The organism is Micromonospora sp. NPDC048986 (assembly GCF_040649335.1).
Lineage (GTDB): Bacteria > Actinomycetota > Actinomycetes > Mycobacteriales > Micromonosporaceae > Micromonospora > Micromonospora alfalfae.
In genome coordinates, this window is record NZ_JBEZFJ010000022.1 from 1 (window position 1) to 14,314 (window position 14,314).

General features: G+C 69.8%; 14 protein-coding genes. 2 read left to right on the top strand and 12 right to left on the bottom strand.

The annotated features are described in order from the left end of the window. Positions 1 to 182: 182 nt before the first annotated feature. The 9 genes from AB0B94_RS31785 to AB0B94_RS31825 all read right to left on the bottom strand — a co-directional run bounded on the left by AB0B94_RS31785 (position 183) and on the right by AB0B94_RS31825 (position 7,832). On the bottom strand, positions 183 to 791 hold the full coding sequence (locus tag AB0B94_RS31785; protein ID WP_357289212.1) for a TIGR03086 family metal-binding protein: 609 nt from the start codon (positions 789 to 791) through the stop codon (positions 183 to 185). 189 nt (positions 792 to 980) lie between these two features. Then, the gene (locus tag AB0B94_RS31790; RefSeq protein ID WP_357289215.1) at positions 981 to 1,475 is read right to left on the bottom strand and encodes a metal-sulfur cluster assembly factor; all 495 of its coding nucleotides are present in this window, start codon (positions 1,473 to 1,475) and stop codon (positions 981 to 983) included. A gap of 76 nt (positions 1,476 to 1,551) precedes the next feature. Next, positions 1,552 to 2,025, bottom strand: a complete 474-nt coding sequence (sufU, locus tag AB0B94_RS31795; RefSeq protein ID WP_328652952.1) for a Fe-S cluster assembly sulfur transfer protein SufU — start codon at positions 2,023 to 2,025, stop codon at positions 1,552 to 1,554. Beyond that, a complete protein-coding gene (locus tag AB0B94_RS31800; RefSeq protein ID WP_357289220.1) occupies positions 2,025 to 3,329 on the bottom strand; it encodes a cysteine desulfurase in 1,305 nt (434 codons plus the stop codon). The genes sufU and AB0B94_RS31800 overlap by 1 nt, the downstream gene beginning before the upstream one ends. Positions 3,330 to 3,349: 20 nt before the next feature. After that, positions 3,350 to 4,123: a Fe-S cluster assembly ATPase SufC gene (sufC, locus tag AB0B94_RS31805; RefSeq protein WP_112677399.1), complete on the bottom strand. Its 774-nt coding sequence runs from the start codon at positions 4,121 to 4,123 to the stop codon at positions 3,350 to 3,352. Beyond that, positions 4,123 to 4,449, bottom strand: coding sequence for a non-heme iron oxygenase ferredoxin subunit (locus AB0B94_RS31810; RefSeq protein ID WP_091403693.1), 327 nt, complete (start codon positions 4,447 to 4,449; stop codon positions 4,123 to 4,125). The genes sufC and AB0B94_RS31810 overlap by 1 nt, the downstream gene beginning before the upstream one ends. Next, positions 4,449 to 5,594: a Fe-S cluster assembly protein SufD gene (gene sufD, locus AB0B94_RS31815; protein WP_357289225.1), complete on the bottom strand. Its 1,146-nt coding sequence runs from the start codon at positions 5,592 to 5,594 to the stop codon at positions 4,449 to 4,451. Before sufD ends, AB0B94_RS31810 begins: the two co-directional genes overlap by 1 nt. An 88-nt stretch (positions 5,595 to 5,682) precedes the next feature. Beyond that, on the bottom strand, positions 5,683 to 7,113 hold the full coding sequence (gene sufB, locus AB0B94_RS31820) for a Fe-S cluster assembly protein SufB (protein WP_074312771.1): 1,431 nt from the start codon (positions 7,111 to 7,113) through the stop codon (positions 5,683 to 5,685). Beyond that, complete coding sequence (locus AB0B94_RS31825) at positions 7,110 to 7,832, bottom strand: HTH domain-containing protein (RefSeq protein ID WP_145794884.1); 723 nt, start codon at positions 7,830 to 7,832, stop codon at positions 7,110 to 7,112. Before AB0B94_RS31825 ends, sufB begins: the two co-directional genes overlap by 4 nt. A 176-nt stretch (positions 7,833 to 8,008) precedes the next feature. Here AB0B94_RS31825 and AB0B94_RS31830 point away from each other — a divergent pair, with 176 nt between their 5' ends. Beyond that, positions 8,009 to 8,974 carry a COX15/CtaA family protein gene (locus tag AB0B94_RS31830; protein WP_357289228.1) on the top strand — a complete coding sequence of 322 codons (966 nt, stop codon included), beginning with the start codon at positions 8,009 to 8,011 and terminating at the stop codon, positions 8,972 to 8,974. Between the two features lie 286 nt (positions 8,975 to 9,260). On the opposite strand, the gene AB0B94_RS31835 is transcribed toward AB0B94_RS31830, so the two are convergent. The 3 genes from AB0B94_RS31835 to AB0B94_RS31845 form a co-directional block, all read right to left on the bottom strand. Next, positions 9,261 to 10,181 carry a hypothetical protein gene (locus tag AB0B94_RS31835; RefSeq protein WP_357289231.1) on the bottom strand — a complete coding sequence of 307 codons (921 nt, stop codon included), beginning with the start codon at positions 10,179 to 10,181 and terminating at the stop codon, positions 9,261 to 9,263. A gap of 13 nt (positions 10,182 to 10,194) precedes the next feature. Beyond that, on the bottom strand, positions 10,195 to 10,530 hold the full coding sequence (locus AB0B94_RS31840; protein ID WP_210784996.1) for a hypothetical protein: 336 nt from the start codon (positions 10,528 to 10,530) through the stop codon (positions 10,195 to 10,197). A 424-nt stretch (positions 10,531 to 10,954) separates the two neighbouring features. Beyond that, positions 10,955 to 11,908, bottom strand: coding sequence for a heme o synthase (locus AB0B94_RS31845; RefSeq protein ID WP_112677042.1), 954 nt, complete (start codon positions 11,906 to 11,908; stop codon positions 10,955 to 10,957). Between the two features lie 266 nt (positions 11,909 to 12,174). Between AB0B94_RS31845 and tkt the strand changes: the two genes are divergently transcribed. Then, positions 12,175 to 14,313, top strand: a complete 2,139-nt coding sequence (tkt, locus tag AB0B94_RS31850; RefSeq protein ID WP_357289236.1) for a transketolase — start codon at positions 12,175 to 12,177, stop codon at positions 14,311 to 14,313. Position 14,314: the final 1 nt, after the last annotated feature.

A 14,314-nucleotide genomic window follows, 5' to 3' on the forward strand; every position in this document is an offset into this window, starting at 1 on the left:
CCCCGCGCCCCGCGCCCCGCGCCCCGCGCCCCGCGCCCCGCGCCCCGCGCCCCGCGCCAAGATCGTGCTTGAACCAGGATGTAGTGGCCTCGGCAACACGCCGAGGCCACTACATCAATGATCGAGCGCGATCTTGAGCCTGTTAACGCGATCTTGGGGCTTGCTGAGGGCCGGCCGTTCGGTCAGAGCCGCACTCCGGGCCACTGGGGGTCGCGGCCGAGGTAGGCGAGCAGGGCGCTGACGTCGTCGGCCTCCGCACCAGCAGCGAGGGCCGGGGCGTACGCGCCGTAGTTTCGCAACGGCTCGACGATCTGCCGGGCGACCTCCAGCAGGGGGCGGGCCAGTTCGTCGTGGAGCGGGGACGGCTGTCCGGTGGCCGCCGCGATGTCCCAGGCATGCACTGCCGCATCCAGGGCGCAAGCCACGGCAGCGACCTCGGCCGGCAGCTTGCCCTGGGGCAGCGGCGTGGGCACCTCCGGGTCGTCGTCGGCGACACGGTTCCAGGCCTGGGCGGACGCGTCGAGGGCGGCGCGCAGCCCGCCGAGTTTGTCGCCCTCGATCCGACCGGAGGGCGCGAACGGGTCCTCCTGCGGCCCGGCCCCGCCGACGATCGCCGCCGCGAAGGCGGTCTGGTCGCCGGTCGCGTGCTGGAGCACCTGGGTGACCGTCCACTGTTCGCACGGGGTGGGCAGGTCCCAGGCGTCGGACGGGATTCCCTCGACGGTCGTCCGGAGCGCCTTGTGCGCCTCGTCGAGCACGATCCGCCACTGACCAGCTGCCATCTCACTCATTGTTCCGACCCTCTCCGCCGACCCCGTCGAGCGAGCCTGTGCGCTCACTCGCTGAACGGAATGTTCCGCTCCGTTCTGCAATCAGACTAGCAGACCGGAACGATCCGTTCCACTAGTGATTGCCGTCGACGTACAACAAAATCGAGCGCGGCACCCGGACGGGTACCGCGCTCGACGAAGTGGTTCGGGTCAGACGTTGAAGCCGAGGGAGCGGAGCTGGTCCCGACCCTCGTCAGTGATCTTGTCCGGGCCCCACGGCGGGAGCCACACCCAGTTGATCCGGATGTCGTTGACCAGGCCGCCGCCGGGGCCGGTGGTCAGCGCCTGCCGGGTCTGGTCCTCGATGACGTCGGTCAGCGGGCAGGCCGCCGACGTGAGCGTCATGTCCAGGGTGGCGACGTTCTCGTCATCGACGTGGACGCCGTACACCAGGCCCAGGTCGACCACGTTGATGCCGAGCTCCGGGTCGACGACATCCTTCATCGCCTCCTCGATGTCGGCGATCATCGCCTTGCTGACGCCGGCACCGTCCGCCGAAGCGGCAGCGTCGCCGGCACCCGCCGAAGCGGCAACATCGCCGCCAGCCGCCGGGGCGGCAACATCGCCGGTCACCGCACCGGTCTGCGCCGCGACCGCGTCACCGGCCTCCGGCGTCGCCGCAGTAGCCGTGTTCTCGCTGCTCATGCCGTCTCTCCGTTTCGCTCCGTGACGCCACGAGGCACCATCGCGTCGCACCACTGACTCGCTCGCTGACGCTCGCTCACGCCTTCACCTCCGGGCTCACGCCCACACCGGCGCGTGCCGCGGCGTCCTTGAACGCCATCCACGGCAGCAGCGCGCACTTCACCCGGGCGGGGTAACGGGCCACACCCGCGAAAGCAACCCCGTCACCGAGCACGTCCTCGTCCGGCGTGACCTGGCCACGTCCGGACATCAACTCCACGAACGCCTCGTGCACCTCGAATGCTTCCCCGGTGCCCCGACCACGCAGCAACTCGTGCAGCACACTCGCCGATGCCTGGCTGATCGAGCAGCCCATCCCGTCGTACGAGATGTCGTGCAGCACCGTGCCGTCGGTGGCCACCCGGACGGTGACCTCGTCACCGCAGGTGGGGTTGACATGGTGCGCCTCCGCGACCTGGTCACCCGGGTCGTCGGCGTCGCGCAGGCCACGCCCGTGCGGGCGCTTGTAGTGATCCAGGATGATCTCCTGGTAGAGCTGGTCGAGCTGCATCAGTCGAACACCTTCTTCACCTGCTCCAGACCGGCCACCAGAGCGTCGATCTCCTCAGTGGTGGTGTAGAGGTAGAACGAGGCCCGGGTCATGGCCGGGACGCCGAACCGGCTGCACACCGGCTTGGCACAGTGGTGACCCACCCGCACCTGCACGCCGAGCGAGTCGAGCACCTGACCCACGTCGTGCGGGTGCACGTCACCGAGCGCGAACGAGATGGTGCCGCCCCGGCCCACCGGCACTGTCGGGCCGAAGATCCGCAGGTCCGGCACCGAGGCGAGGGCGTCCAGCGCGTACGCCGTCAGCTCCTTCTCGTGCCACTGGATGGCCCGCATCCCGACGCCGGTCAGGTAGTCCACGGCCGCGCCGAGCGCGACCGCCTCGGCGATCGGCGGGGTGCCCGCCTCGAAGCGGGCCGGCGGCGCGGCGAACGTCGAGCGGGCCATGGTGACCGTCTCGATCATCGAGCCGCCACCCATCACCGGCGGCATCGCCGCCAGCAGCTCACCGCGACCCCAGAGCACGCCGATGCCGGTCGGGCCGCACATCTTGTGACCGGTGAACACGATGTAGTCCGCGTCCAGGTCGACCACGTCGATGGGCAGGTGCGGCACCGACTGCGAGCAGTCCAGCAGCAGCAGCGCGCCCACCTCACGGACCCGGGCGGTGATCCGCGAGGTGGCGTTGATCGTGCCGAGGATGTTGGACGTGTGCACCAGCGAGACGATCTTCGTCCGTTCGGTGACCAGGTCCTCCAGGCCCGACTCGTCCAGCCGCCCCTGGTCGGTGACGGGGAACCAGCGCAGGGTCGCGCCGGTCCGCTCGCAGAGCAACTGCCACGGGACGATGTTCGAGTGGTGCTCCATCTCGGAGATCACCACCTCGTCGCCAGGGCCGAGCCGGAACCGGCTGTCGGCGTCCGGACGGAGCGTGGCGTTCGAGAAGGCGTACGCCACGATGTTGATCGCCTCGGTGGAGTTCTTCGTGAACACCACCTCGTCGGTGCTCGGCGCGTTGATGAACGCGGCGATCTTCGCCCGCGCCCCCTCGTACGCCTCGGTGGCCTCGGTGCCCAGGGTGTGCACCGAGCGCGACACGTTGGCGTTGTGCCGCGCGTAGTGCTCGTCGAGCACGTCGAGCACCTGCCGGGGTTTGTGCGAGGTGTTGGCGCTGTCGAGGTAGACCAGCGGGTGCCCGTTGATTTCCCGACCCAGGATCGGGAAGTCGGCGCGCACCCGGGCCACGTCGAAACGCGGCACGTTGTCGTACTGCGGCATCCCCGAGGGGATCGCGATGCTGGTCATCTCGGCAGCGCCTCTCCCGCTCAGGCCTTGGCCGTGCCGGCCCCGGCGGCGTACCGCTCGTAGCCCTCGGCCTCGAGCTTGTCGGCCAGCTCCGGGCCGCCCTGCTCGACGATCCGGCCGGCCACGAAGACGTGCACGAAGTCCGGCTTGATGTAGCGCAGGATCCGCGTGTAGTGGGTGATCAGCAGCACGCCGGTGTCACCGTTGTCGCGAACCCGGTTGACGCCCTCGCTGACCACGCGCAGCGCGTCCACGTCGAGACCGGAGTCGGTCTCGTCGAGAATCGCGATCTTCGGCTTGAGCAGCTCCAGCTGGACGATCTCGTGCCGCTTCTTCTCACCACCGGAGAAGCCCTCGTTGACGTTGCGCTGGGCGAACGCCGGGTCCATCTGGAGACGCTCCATCGCACCGCGCAGCTCGCCGCCCCAGGTACGGAGCTTCGGCGCCTCGCCGTCGATGGCGGTCTTCGCGGTCCGCAGGAAGTTCGCCACCGAGACGCCGGGCACCTCGACCGGGTACTGCATGGCCAGGAAGAGGCCGGCGCGGGCGCGCTCGTCGACCGTCATGGCCAGCACGTCCTCGCCGTCGAGGGTCACCGTGCCGCCGGTGATCTCGTACTTGGGGTGACCGGCGATCGAGTACGCCAGCGTGGACTTGCCGGAACCGTTCGGGCCCATGATCGCGTGGGTCTCGCCCGACTTCACGGTCAGGTCGACACCGGCCAGGATCGGCTTGAGCTCACCCTCGGGCAGCTTGACCGACACCTTCAGGTCGCGGATCTCCAGGGTGCTCATTATCGGGTCACTCCATTACTCGGCGTCAGGCTGAGGTAGATGTCGCCGTCGCGGACTTCGACGGGGTAGACGGGGACGGGTTCGGTGGCGGGCAGGCCGGTCGGCTCTCCGGTGCGCAGGTCGAAGCGCGAGCCGTGCAGCCAACACTCGAGCGTGCAGCCGTCGACCTCACCCTCGGAGAGCGCGACCGAGGCGTGCGAGCACTCGTCGTACGCGGCGTAGAAGCCGCCGTCCTCGCCGTGCACCAGGGCGATCGGCGTGCCGTCGACGTCCGCGCTGATCGCGGTGCCCTTCGGCACGTCCTCGGTGGAGCAGATTCGGATCATCAAGCGCCCGCCTTGGTCAGCCGAGCCTCGATCGCGTCGCCGAGGCTCTCACGCAGCGACTCCACCGGAATCTTGTTGATCAGCTCGGCGAAGAAGCCACGGACCACCAGCCGACGGGCCTCACTCTCCGGAATGCCCCGGGCCATCAGGTAGAACAACTGCTCGTCGTCGAAGCGGCCGGTCGCGCTGGCGTGGCCGGCGCCGGCGATCTCGCCGGTCTCGATCTCCAGATTGGGTACGGAGTCCGCCCGTGCGCCGTCGGTGAGCAGCAGGTTCCGGTTGATCTCGTACGTGTCGGTGCCGGTCGCCTCGGCCCGGATGAGCACGTCGCCCACCCAGACGGTGTGCGCGCTCTCGCCCTGCAGAGCGCCCCGGTAGCCGACGTAGCTGCGGCAGTCCGGGACACTGTGGTCGACCAGCTGCCGGTGCTCCAGGTGCTGGCCGGAGTCGGCGAAGTAGACGCCGTACAGCTCGGCCTCGCCACCGCGCCCGGTGTATTCCACGCTGGTGAACTGCCGGACCAGGTCGCCACCCAGGGAGACCTGGATGTGGATGACCTTGGCGTCGCGGCCCAGCTTGATCTTCAGGTGCTGGGCCTGGACCGCGTCGTCGGCCCAGTCGGCGACAGTGACCAGCGTCAGCTTCGCGCCATCGGCCACCGCCACCTCGACGTTGTCGGCCAGAGTGGCCGACCCGACGTGCTCCAGCACCACTGTCGCCTCGGCGAACCGGCCCACCTCGACGACTGTGTGACCGAACGCCGGCTGCTCGACGCCCTCGCCGACCACCCGCAGCCGCACCGCCTCGCCGAGCACCACGTCGGGGGCCACCCGCAGCAGCAGGGCGTCCGCGGAGGCACCGTAGGCCAGCGCGCTGACCCGGTCGACCGGCGTCAGCACGCTGCCGACCCGCTCGTCGTCACGGCCGATCCGGGTGATGGCGACGCCCTCGGGCAGGTCACCGTACTCGTGTCGGACCGCGCCGGTCGCGGCCGGCGCCTCCGTGGTCAGGCCGCGGAGGCGCTTGAGCGGGGTGAAGCGCCACTCCTCCTCCAGGCCGGTGAGGGTCGGGAAGTCGGCGACGTCGTACGAGCGCAGCGCCTGCGACTTGGTGCTGGGCGGCGGCGCGGAAGCCTGGGTAGTCATTTCTTCCTTGGTCTGTCTGTTCCGTGACGACGAGTTGGGGCCGGGAGTGACGGGCCGAGGTTCCGGCCCGTCACGGGGAGCGGCGGCGTCAGCCGACCGCGCCCTCCATCTGAAGCTCGATCAAGCGGTTGAGCTCCAGGGCGTACTCCATCGGGAGTTCCTTGGCGATCGGCTCGATGAAGCCGCGCACGATCATGGCCATCGCCTCGTCCTCGCTCAGGCCCCGGCTCATCAGGTAGAAGAGCTGGTCGTCGCTGATCTTGGAGACGGTCGCCTCGTGACCCATCGACACGTCGTCCTCACGGATGTCGACGTACGGGTAGGTGTCCGAGCGGGAGATCGTGTCGACCAGCAGCGCGTCGCACTTGACGGTGCTCCGGCTGTGGTGCGAACCCTCCAGCACCTGCACCAGACCCCGGTACGAGGTGCGGCCGCCGCCACGGGCGATCGACTTCGACACGATGGTCGAGGAGGTGTGCGGCGCGGCGTGCACCATCTTGGCGCCCGCGTCCTGGTGCTGGCCCTCGCCGGCCATCGCCACCGAGAGCACCTCGCCCTTGGCGTGCTCGCCGGTCATGTAGACAGCCGGGTACTTCATGGTCACCTTGGAGCCGATGTTGCCGTCGACCCACTCCATGGTCGCGCCCTCGTGGCAGACGGCGCGCTTGGTGACCAGGTTGTAGACGTTGTTCGACCAGTTCTGGATGGTCGTGTAGCGGCAGCGCGCGTTCTTCTTGACGATGATCTCCACGACCGCGCTGTGCAGCGAGTCGGAGGAGTAGAGCGGCGCGGTGCAGCCCTCGACGTAGTGCACGTACGCACCCTCGTCGACGATGATCAGCGTCCGCTCGAACTGGCCCATGTTCTCGGTGTTGATCCGGAAGTAGGCCTGCAGCGGGATCTCCACGTGCACGCCCTTCGGCACGTAGATGAACGAGCCACCGGACCACACCGAGGTGTTCAGGGCGGCGAACTTGTTGTCGCCGACCGGGATCACCGTGCCGAAGTACTCCTTGAAGACGTCCTCGTGCTCGCGCAGCGCCGTGTCGGTGTCCAGGAAGAGGACGCCCTGCTCCTCAAGGTCCTCGCGGATCTTGTGGTAGACGACCTCCGACTCGTACTGCGCCGCGACACCGGCGACCAGCCGCTGCTTCTCCGCCTCCGGGATGCCCAGCCGGTCGTAGGTGTTCTTGATGTCCTCGGGCAGGTCCTCCCAGCTGGTGGCCTGCTTCTCGGTCGACCGCACGAAGTACTTGATGTTGTCGAAGTCGATCCCGGTGAGGTCCGCGCCCCAGGCCGGCATCGGCTTACGGCCGAACAGCCGCAGGCCCTTCAGCCGCAGGTCGAGCATCCACGCCGGCTCGTTCTTCTTGGCCGAGATGTCCCGCACCACCGCCTCGTTGATGCCGCGCTGGGCGACCGCCCCGGCGGCGTCCGGGTCGGACCAGCCGTACTCGTACCGGCCCAGGGCGGCGAGCTGCTCTTCCTGGGTCAGGGGCTGGACGATCTGCTCGGTCATCTATCTGTCCTCACAGTGGTTACGGGATTACCGGATTGAGCGCGGCCCGGCTGGGTCGGGATGTGCGTGGTGCACACCCCGTCGCCGTGCGCGATGGTGGCCAGACGCTGCACGTGGGTGCCGACCAGACGGGAGATGACCGCGGTCTCGGCCTCGCACAGCTGAGGAAACTCGGCGGCAACGTGCGCCACCGGGCAGTGGTGCTGACAGAGCTGGCCGCCGGAAGCGATCGTGGTCGCATTGGCAGCGTAACCCTCGCCGGTGAGCGCGGCGGCGAGTGCCTCGGCTCGGGCGAGAGGGTCGTCGCCGGCGTCCTCCATGGCGGTCCGACAACGGGACTCGAGAGCGGACACCTGCTCGGTGGCGAAGGCCTCGACCGCGTCCGAACCACCGCTACGGGCGATCCAGCGCAGCGCGGCGGTGGCCATGTTGTCGTAGTGGTGTGTGCCACAACGGACCCGGGCGGCCTCGGTCAGCAGGAACACCTTGGCCGGGCGTCCCCGACCGCGACTGCCCTGCACTGGCTGCTCGCGGGCGTACACGTCGCCATCCGCAAGCATCGCGTCGAGGTGCCGGCGGATTGCCGCCGGGCTGAGCCCGAGCGCCGCGCCAAGCTGCGCGGCGGTGGTGGCACCCTGCTCAAGCAGCAACTGGGTGACCCGATCCCGGGTGGAGACCTCGGCCGCCGCCGGCCCGGCGAGGCCGGCCGACGTGGTCACGGCAGGCGCGGAGCCGGACGCACCGAGGGCCGGCACGGCCGTCGGTTGGTGCCCGGAGAGCGCCGCCGCGTTTTTCACAACGCCAACGTTACGTAATTACCCGGAGGGTCGCAAACCCGGGCCCCGGTGATCCCAACCACCGAGCCGACGGAGTCGGACGAACCTTGAGCACTACGGTGCGTAGGATTTGCGCCGTGAACCGAATCGTCCGTCCGGTCTCCGGCATCCTGCTGCGCCGCGTCGCGCTCGCCTCGATCATCGCGAACGTGGGCATCGTCGTCACCGGCGGGGCCGTCCGGTTGACCGCCTCGGGCCTCGGCTGCCCCACCTGGCCCCGGTGCACCGACGATTCCTACGTCACCACGCCCGAGATGGGCGTGTACGGGGTGATCGAGTTCGGCAACCGCATGCTGACCTTCGCGGTGGGTCTGATCGCGCTGGCCACAGTGCTGGCCGTGCTGGCCCACCGGCCGCGCCGACCCGGGCTCCTCGCACTGGCCGTGGCGGTCTTCCTGGGCATCCCCGCCCAGGCGGTGATCGGCGGCATCACAGTGCTGACCAACCTCAACCCGTGGGTGGTCGGGCTGCACTTCCTCGCCTCGATGGCGGTGATCGCCGCCGCGTACGCCCTCTGGCGACGCATCGGCGACCCCGACGGCCCGACCGCGGCCGTGGTGCCCGCACCGCTGCGCGCGCTGGCCCGGATCACCACCGGCGTCACCGTCGCCGTGCTGGTCATCGGCACCTGGGTCACCGGCAGCGGCCCGCACGCCGGCGACCACGGAGCCGCCCGCAACGGGCTCGACCCGGAGACGATCTCGCAGGTGCACGCGGACGGCGTCTTCCTGCTGATCGGGCTGTCGGTGGCGCTGATCTTCGCGTTCCGCGCCGTCGGTGCGCAACGAGCCACCCGCGCCGCGGTCATCCTGGTCGCCGTGGAGTTGAGTCAGGGCCTGATCGGCTTCGTGCAGTACTTCACCCACGTGCCGGCGCTCCTCGTCGGAGCGCACATGCTCGGCTCCTGCCTGGTACTGCTGGCCGCCCTGTCGGTGCAGTGGTCCACCCGGGAACGCCGTCCGGTCCCGCCGGCCAGCCAGGCCACCCCGACCGACGCCGCCGCCCCGGTACCAGTCAGCGCCTGACCGCCCCGGCCGCGACGCCGCCACCCCGGTCATCGCCCGACCGCGACGCCGCCACCCTGGTCACCGGTCACCGGCTGACCGCGCGCCGCGCGCGCAGATCTCCGAACCCCGCCCCGAGCGGCCGAGACCCGGGATTGGACGCCCACACCCGCCAAGATCGCACTCGAACCAGGATGTGGTGGCCACGAAGCGCCGGGAAGCCACTACCACCAGGATGTTGCGCGATCTTGGTGGTGGCGCTGTGGCACGAGGGCGCGGGCACCGACGGCGCGCACGGGTGTGCGGGTCAGCCGGTACGGGCCAGGTGGGTGCTGATCGCGGTGGCGAGGCGGTCGGGGGCGCCGTCCGCGTACCCGATGAAGAGCGACGGCTCGGTCAGCTCCAGCTCGACCAGGACCGGCTCGCCGTCCGGGCCGGGGATCAGGTCGACCCGGGCGTAGAGCAGCTGTCGGGTGCCGCCGGGCACCGTCGCGAGGGTCTGCTCGGCCACCGCCAACTGCTCGGGGCGAGCGGTGCGGGCGGTGATCTCTTCGGCCTTGTACAGCCCGTCCGGCCCGAGGTCCGGCCCGGACAGCATCGGCCCCTTGCGGATCGCGTGGCTGAACGCGAGCCCGTCGGGGCCGGTCAGGAAGAGCAGGGCCGTCTCGCCCTCGGTGTCGACGGCCCGCAGGTACGGCTGGACCATGGTGACCCGGCCGGCCTCGGAGAGTCGGCGAACGTGTGCGGCGGCCAGGTCCCGGTGTTGCGGGTCGGCCAGGTCGTACCGGCCGGTGTCCTGGCTGCCGGCGCTGACCGCGGGTTTGAGCACGTACTCGCCGGTCTCGGCGGGCAGCTGCCAGCTCTCACCCGGCTCGATCCACGACGTCGGCACGGTTGGCACCCCGGCGGTGCTCAGCTCGGCGAGGTAGCGCTTGTCGGTGTTCCAGCGGACCACGTCTGCCGGGTTTACCAGCGTCGGCACGGTGGCCGCCCAGGACACGAACTCGTCGCGGCGTAGCGCGTAGTCCCAGGGTGAGCGGAGCACGACCAGGTCGTAGGACGACCAGTCGACGTCGGGGTCGTCCCAGACGGCGGTCTGGACGGCGATGCCACGGGCCGCGAGCGGGGCCAGGACCAGCCGGTCATCCGGGTCGAGGTCGGCCAGGTCCGAGCAGGTAACGAGAGCGACCCGGGGTTCCCCCCGGGTCGACTGTTGATATGTGGTCAATTCAGCTGTCTCTTCAGCGGGCCATCGTGCGCCGGGCCATCGACCGCCAGAGGTCGTTGCTCGGACGCATCTGGTCCATCAGTTCACGCTCCCAGGCGTTCTCGACGGTGACTCCCGCCTTGGCGCACGCCTCCCGGGCGGTGACGGTGTCGTCGGCGAACTGGTCGCCCCACTCGCCGTCGGAACCCACCAGGACGATCCGCGCGCCACGCTTGCCGACGTACTCGATGACCGCCTTCGCGCCGCCGTGTCCGGCCGCGAACGCCTTGAGGCCCGCGACCAGGCCTTGGGGCGCCTGCTCGTCGGCGGTCTGCTCGGCCGTCAGCGTCGTATCGGAACCATCTGCCATGACGCGAAGCCTAAGCAGAGTTCCACCCCGTCGCGCGAGAACCATGAACCTTTTGTGATGCCAATTACCTAGAGGTTTAAGGATGAGCACAGGTTTGCTGTCCGATTATTTCCTGACTTCTGCGCTCAAAGCACGTCGAGAAATCGGGTCCGAACGGCCCCAGGTTGAGCCGATCCGACTCATGCTGAAAGTTACTCTGATGTGACGTTAAACCTGGACAACTCATCCACGTCCATGATTAGTCAGTAGATCATCGGCGGCATTCGCCGTCGACCACGCAACGGCGCGACAACTGTCGGACGGCGCGAGGGACGAGGAGCCGAGCCGAGCAGCAGTGTGCAAGGACGCCGACAGGCGGCGAAGCCGACAGGCGAAGGCCATTGCCGTGGACGTGAAGGGCAGAAGCCGGGCCGTACGGGACGGGTCAGATCAGCGCGTCGAGCGCGACAGCCACGAAGACGATCGTCAGGTACGTCGTCGACCAGTGGAACAGCCGCATCGGCTTGACCGCCTCGCCGCGCGTCGCACGCCGGCAGAGCCGGTGTGCCTCGACCACGAAGATGGCACCCACCACCAGGGTCGGGACACCGTAGATCGCGCTGAGCCCCAGCGGCCAGACGGCCAGGGAGGTGAGCACCGTGAGCCACGCGAAGATCAGGATCTCGGCGTTCACCCGGCGGATCGAGGCCACCACCGGCAGCATCGGGATGCCGGCTCGGGCGTAGTCGTCCTTGTACTTCATGGCGAGCGGGTAGAAGTGCGGCATCTGCCAGAAGAAGACCACCGCGAAGAGCCCCCAGGCGGCCGGCGCCAGCGAGCCGGTCACGGCCGCCCACCCGATCAGCACCGGCGCCGCCCCGCACGCGCCACCCCAGAAGGTGTTCGTCGGGGTGGAACGCTTGAGCCACAGGGTGTAGACGAGGTCGTAGTAGGCGATCGCGGCGAGGGTCAGCCCGGCGGCCAGCAGGTTGGTGAACGCGGCCATCAGGGCCACCGACACCGCCGCCAGCACCAGACCGAAGATCAGCGCGCTTCGCGGTGACACAGTGTGCGCCGGCAGCGGCCGACGCTTGGTACGCCGCATCAGCTGGTCGATGTCGCGGTCGATGTAGCAGTTGAGGACGCTGGCCGCGCCAGCGGCGAGTGAGCCGCCAATCAGCACGATGGCCATCAGCCACAGCGACGGCAGCCCGCCCTCGGCGAGCATCATCGCCGGGATGGTGGTGACCAGCAGCAACTCGACGATCCGCGGCTTGGTGAGCGCCACGTACGCCGAGAGGACAGCGCGCACGTCCCGCCGGGCCACCGGGCCCTCGGCCGCCCGCGCCGGGTGGGGCCCGGCCGGGTTGCTCGCGGGGCGCTCGGTGATCATGCTCACGGATTGCCACCTTCCGGCATCGGGCACGGGGAGATCGGATTGGTCGGGACCGCTCGGGTCCGCATACCGCCCCACACACTACGCGTCGTCGTTTTGGCTGCCCGGCCGACCCGACAACGGTGCGGGCCGTCACACCACCGGGTTGAACCGAGCATCCGGATGGTCACGTAGCGCACACCATGCGCAGATCCCCGGGCGCACGTTTAGGGACGCTCGATAAGGTCATCGGTGAGGGTTCCGCCCATCTGCCGAGGAGCACAACCATCGTGGCTGTTAAACGACCCGAGCACCCCGCACTCAACTGGTCCGACCTCGATCGCCGGGCCGTAGACACCGTCCGCGTGCTGGCCATGGATGCCGTAGAGAAATCCGGCAACGGTCACCCGGGCACCGCGATGAGCCTCGCGCCCGCGGCGTACCTCCTCTTCAACCGCGTCATGCGGCACAACCCGGCCGACCCGAACTGGCCGGGCCGCGACCGCTTCGTGCTCTCCGCCGGGCACTCCAGCCTGACGCTCTACATCCAGCTGTTCCTCTCCGGTTACCCGCTGAGCCTGGACGACCTCAAGTCGCTGCGGCAGTGGGGCTCGCAGACGCCGGGGCACCCCGAGCACGGGCACACGCCGGGCGTGGAGACCACCACCGGCCCGCTCGGGCAGGGTCTGGGCAACGCGGTCGGCATGGCCATGGCGGCCCGCCGCGAGCGCGGCCTGTTCGACCCCGAGGCCGAGCTGGGCGCGTCCGTCTTCGACCACGACATCTGGTGCATCGTCTCCGACGGTGACATCGAGGAGGGCATCAGCCACGAGGCCAGCGCCCTCGCCGGGCACCAGCAGCTGGGCAACCTCACGGTGATCTACGACGACAACGAGATCTCCATCGAGGACGACACCCGGATCGCCAAGAGCGAGGACGTGGCCGCCCGCTACGAGGCGTACGGCTGGCACGTGCAGACCGTCGACTGGCGCAGCGGCGACGCCGACCAGGGTGACTACCACGAGGACGCCGAGGCGCTGTACGCGGCGCTGATGGCCGCCCGGGCGGAGACCGCCCGCCCCTCCTTCATCGCGCTGCGCACCATCATCGGCTGGCCCGCGCCCAACAAGCAGAACACCGGCAAGATCCACGGTTCGGCGCTCGGCGCCGACGAGGTGAAGGCCACCAAGCGGATCCTCGACTTCGACCCGGAGCAGACCTTCCAGGTCGACGAGGAGGTGCTCAGCCACGCCCGCACGGTGATGGGCCGCGGCTCCGACGCCCAGCAGGAGTGGACCACCGCGTTCGACGCCTGGAAGAAGGCCAACCCGGAGCGCACCGCGCTCTACGAGCGGTTGGCTGGTCGCGTACTGCCGGACGGCTGGACCGACGCGTTGCCGGTCTTCCCCGCGGACGCCAAGGGGGTGGCCACCCGGGCCGCCTCCGGCAAGGTGCTGGAGGCGCTCGCGCCGGTGCTCCCGGAGCTGTGGGGCGGCTCGGCCGACCTGGCCGAGAGCAACAACACCACGATGAAGGGCGAGCCGTCGTTCATCCCGGCCGCGCACGCCACCAAGGACTTCCCCGGTCACGAGTACGGCCGCACGCTGCACTTCGGCATCCGTGAGCACGCCATGGGCGCGATCCTCAACGGCATCGCCCTGCACGGCGGCACCCGCCCGTACGGTGGCACGTTCCTGGTCTTCAGCGACTACATGCGTCCGTCGGTGCGGCTGGCCGCGCTGATGAAGCTGCCGGTGACCTACGTCTGGACGCACGACTCGATCGGCCTCGGCGAGGACGGCCCGACCCACCAGCCGGTGGAGCACCTGACCGCGCTGCGCGCCATCCCGGGCCTGGACGTGGTCCGTCCGGCGGACGCCAACGAGACCGCCTGGGCCTGGCGGCAGGCGCTGGAGCACACCGACCGGCCCACCGCGCTGGCGCTGAGCCGTCAGCCGCTGCCGACGATGGACCGCGACGTCCTGGGCGGCGCGGAGGGCGTGGCCAAGGGCGGTTACGTGCTGGCCGAGGCGTCCAACGGCAAGCCTCAGGTGATCATCGTCGGCACCGGTTCCGAGGTGCAGCTCTGCCTGACCGCCCGGGAGCGGCTGGAGGCCGACGGCACCCCGACCCGGGTCGTCTCGATGCCCTGCCAGGAGTGGTTCTACGAGCAGGACGAGGCGTACCGGGAGTCGGTGCTCCCGCGCGGGGTAAAGGCAAGGGTGAGCGTGGAGGCGGGCATCGCGATGTCCTGGCGCGGCATCGTCGGTGACCTGGGCGAGAGCGTGAGCCTGGAGCACTACGGAGCGAGCGCCCCGCACACCGTGCTCTTCGAGCAGTTCGGGTTCACCCCCGACCGGATCGTGGCGGCAGCACACGCCTCGCTGGCCCGGGTGGGCGACATCACCGGTTTCACGACCGGCAACTGAG

Excerpts from the sequence above, each read along its gene's own strand:
- AB0B94_RS31785 (WP_357289212.1), bottom strand. The coding sequence starts at position 791 with ATGAGTGAGATGGCAGCTGGTCAGTGGCGGATCGTGCTCGACGAGGCG.
- AB0B94_RS31790 (WP_357289215.1), bottom strand. The coding sequence starts at position 1,475 with ATGAGCAGCGAGAACACGGCTACTGCGGCGACGCCGGAGGCCGGTGAC.
- sufU (WP_328652952.1), bottom strand. The coding sequence starts at position 2,025 with ATGCAGCTCGACCAGCTCTACCAGGAGATCATCCTGGATCACTACAAG.
- AB0B94_RS31800 (WP_357289220.1), bottom strand. The coding sequence starts at position 3,329 with ATGACCAGCATCGCGATCCCCTCGGGGATGCCGCAGTACGACAACGTG.
- sufC (WP_112677399.1), bottom strand. The coding sequence starts at position 4,123 with ATGAGCACCCTGGAGATCCGCGACCTGAAGGTGTCGGTCAAGCTGCCC.
- AB0B94_RS31810 (WP_091403693.1), bottom strand. The coding sequence starts at position 4,449 with ATGATCCGAATCTGCTCCACCGAGGACGTGCCGAAGGGCACCGCGATC.
- sufD (WP_357289225.1), bottom strand. The coding sequence starts at position 5,594 with ATGACTACCCAGGCTTCCGCGCCGCCGCCCAGCACCAAGTCGCAGGCG.
- sufB (WP_074312771.1), bottom strand. The coding sequence starts at position 7,113 with ATGACCGAGCAGATCGTCCAGCCCCTGACCCAGGAAGAGCAGCTCGCC.
- AB0B94_RS31840 (WP_210784996.1), bottom strand. The coding sequence starts at position 10,530 with ATGGCAGATGGTTCCGATACGACGCTGACGGCCGAGCAGACCGCCGAC.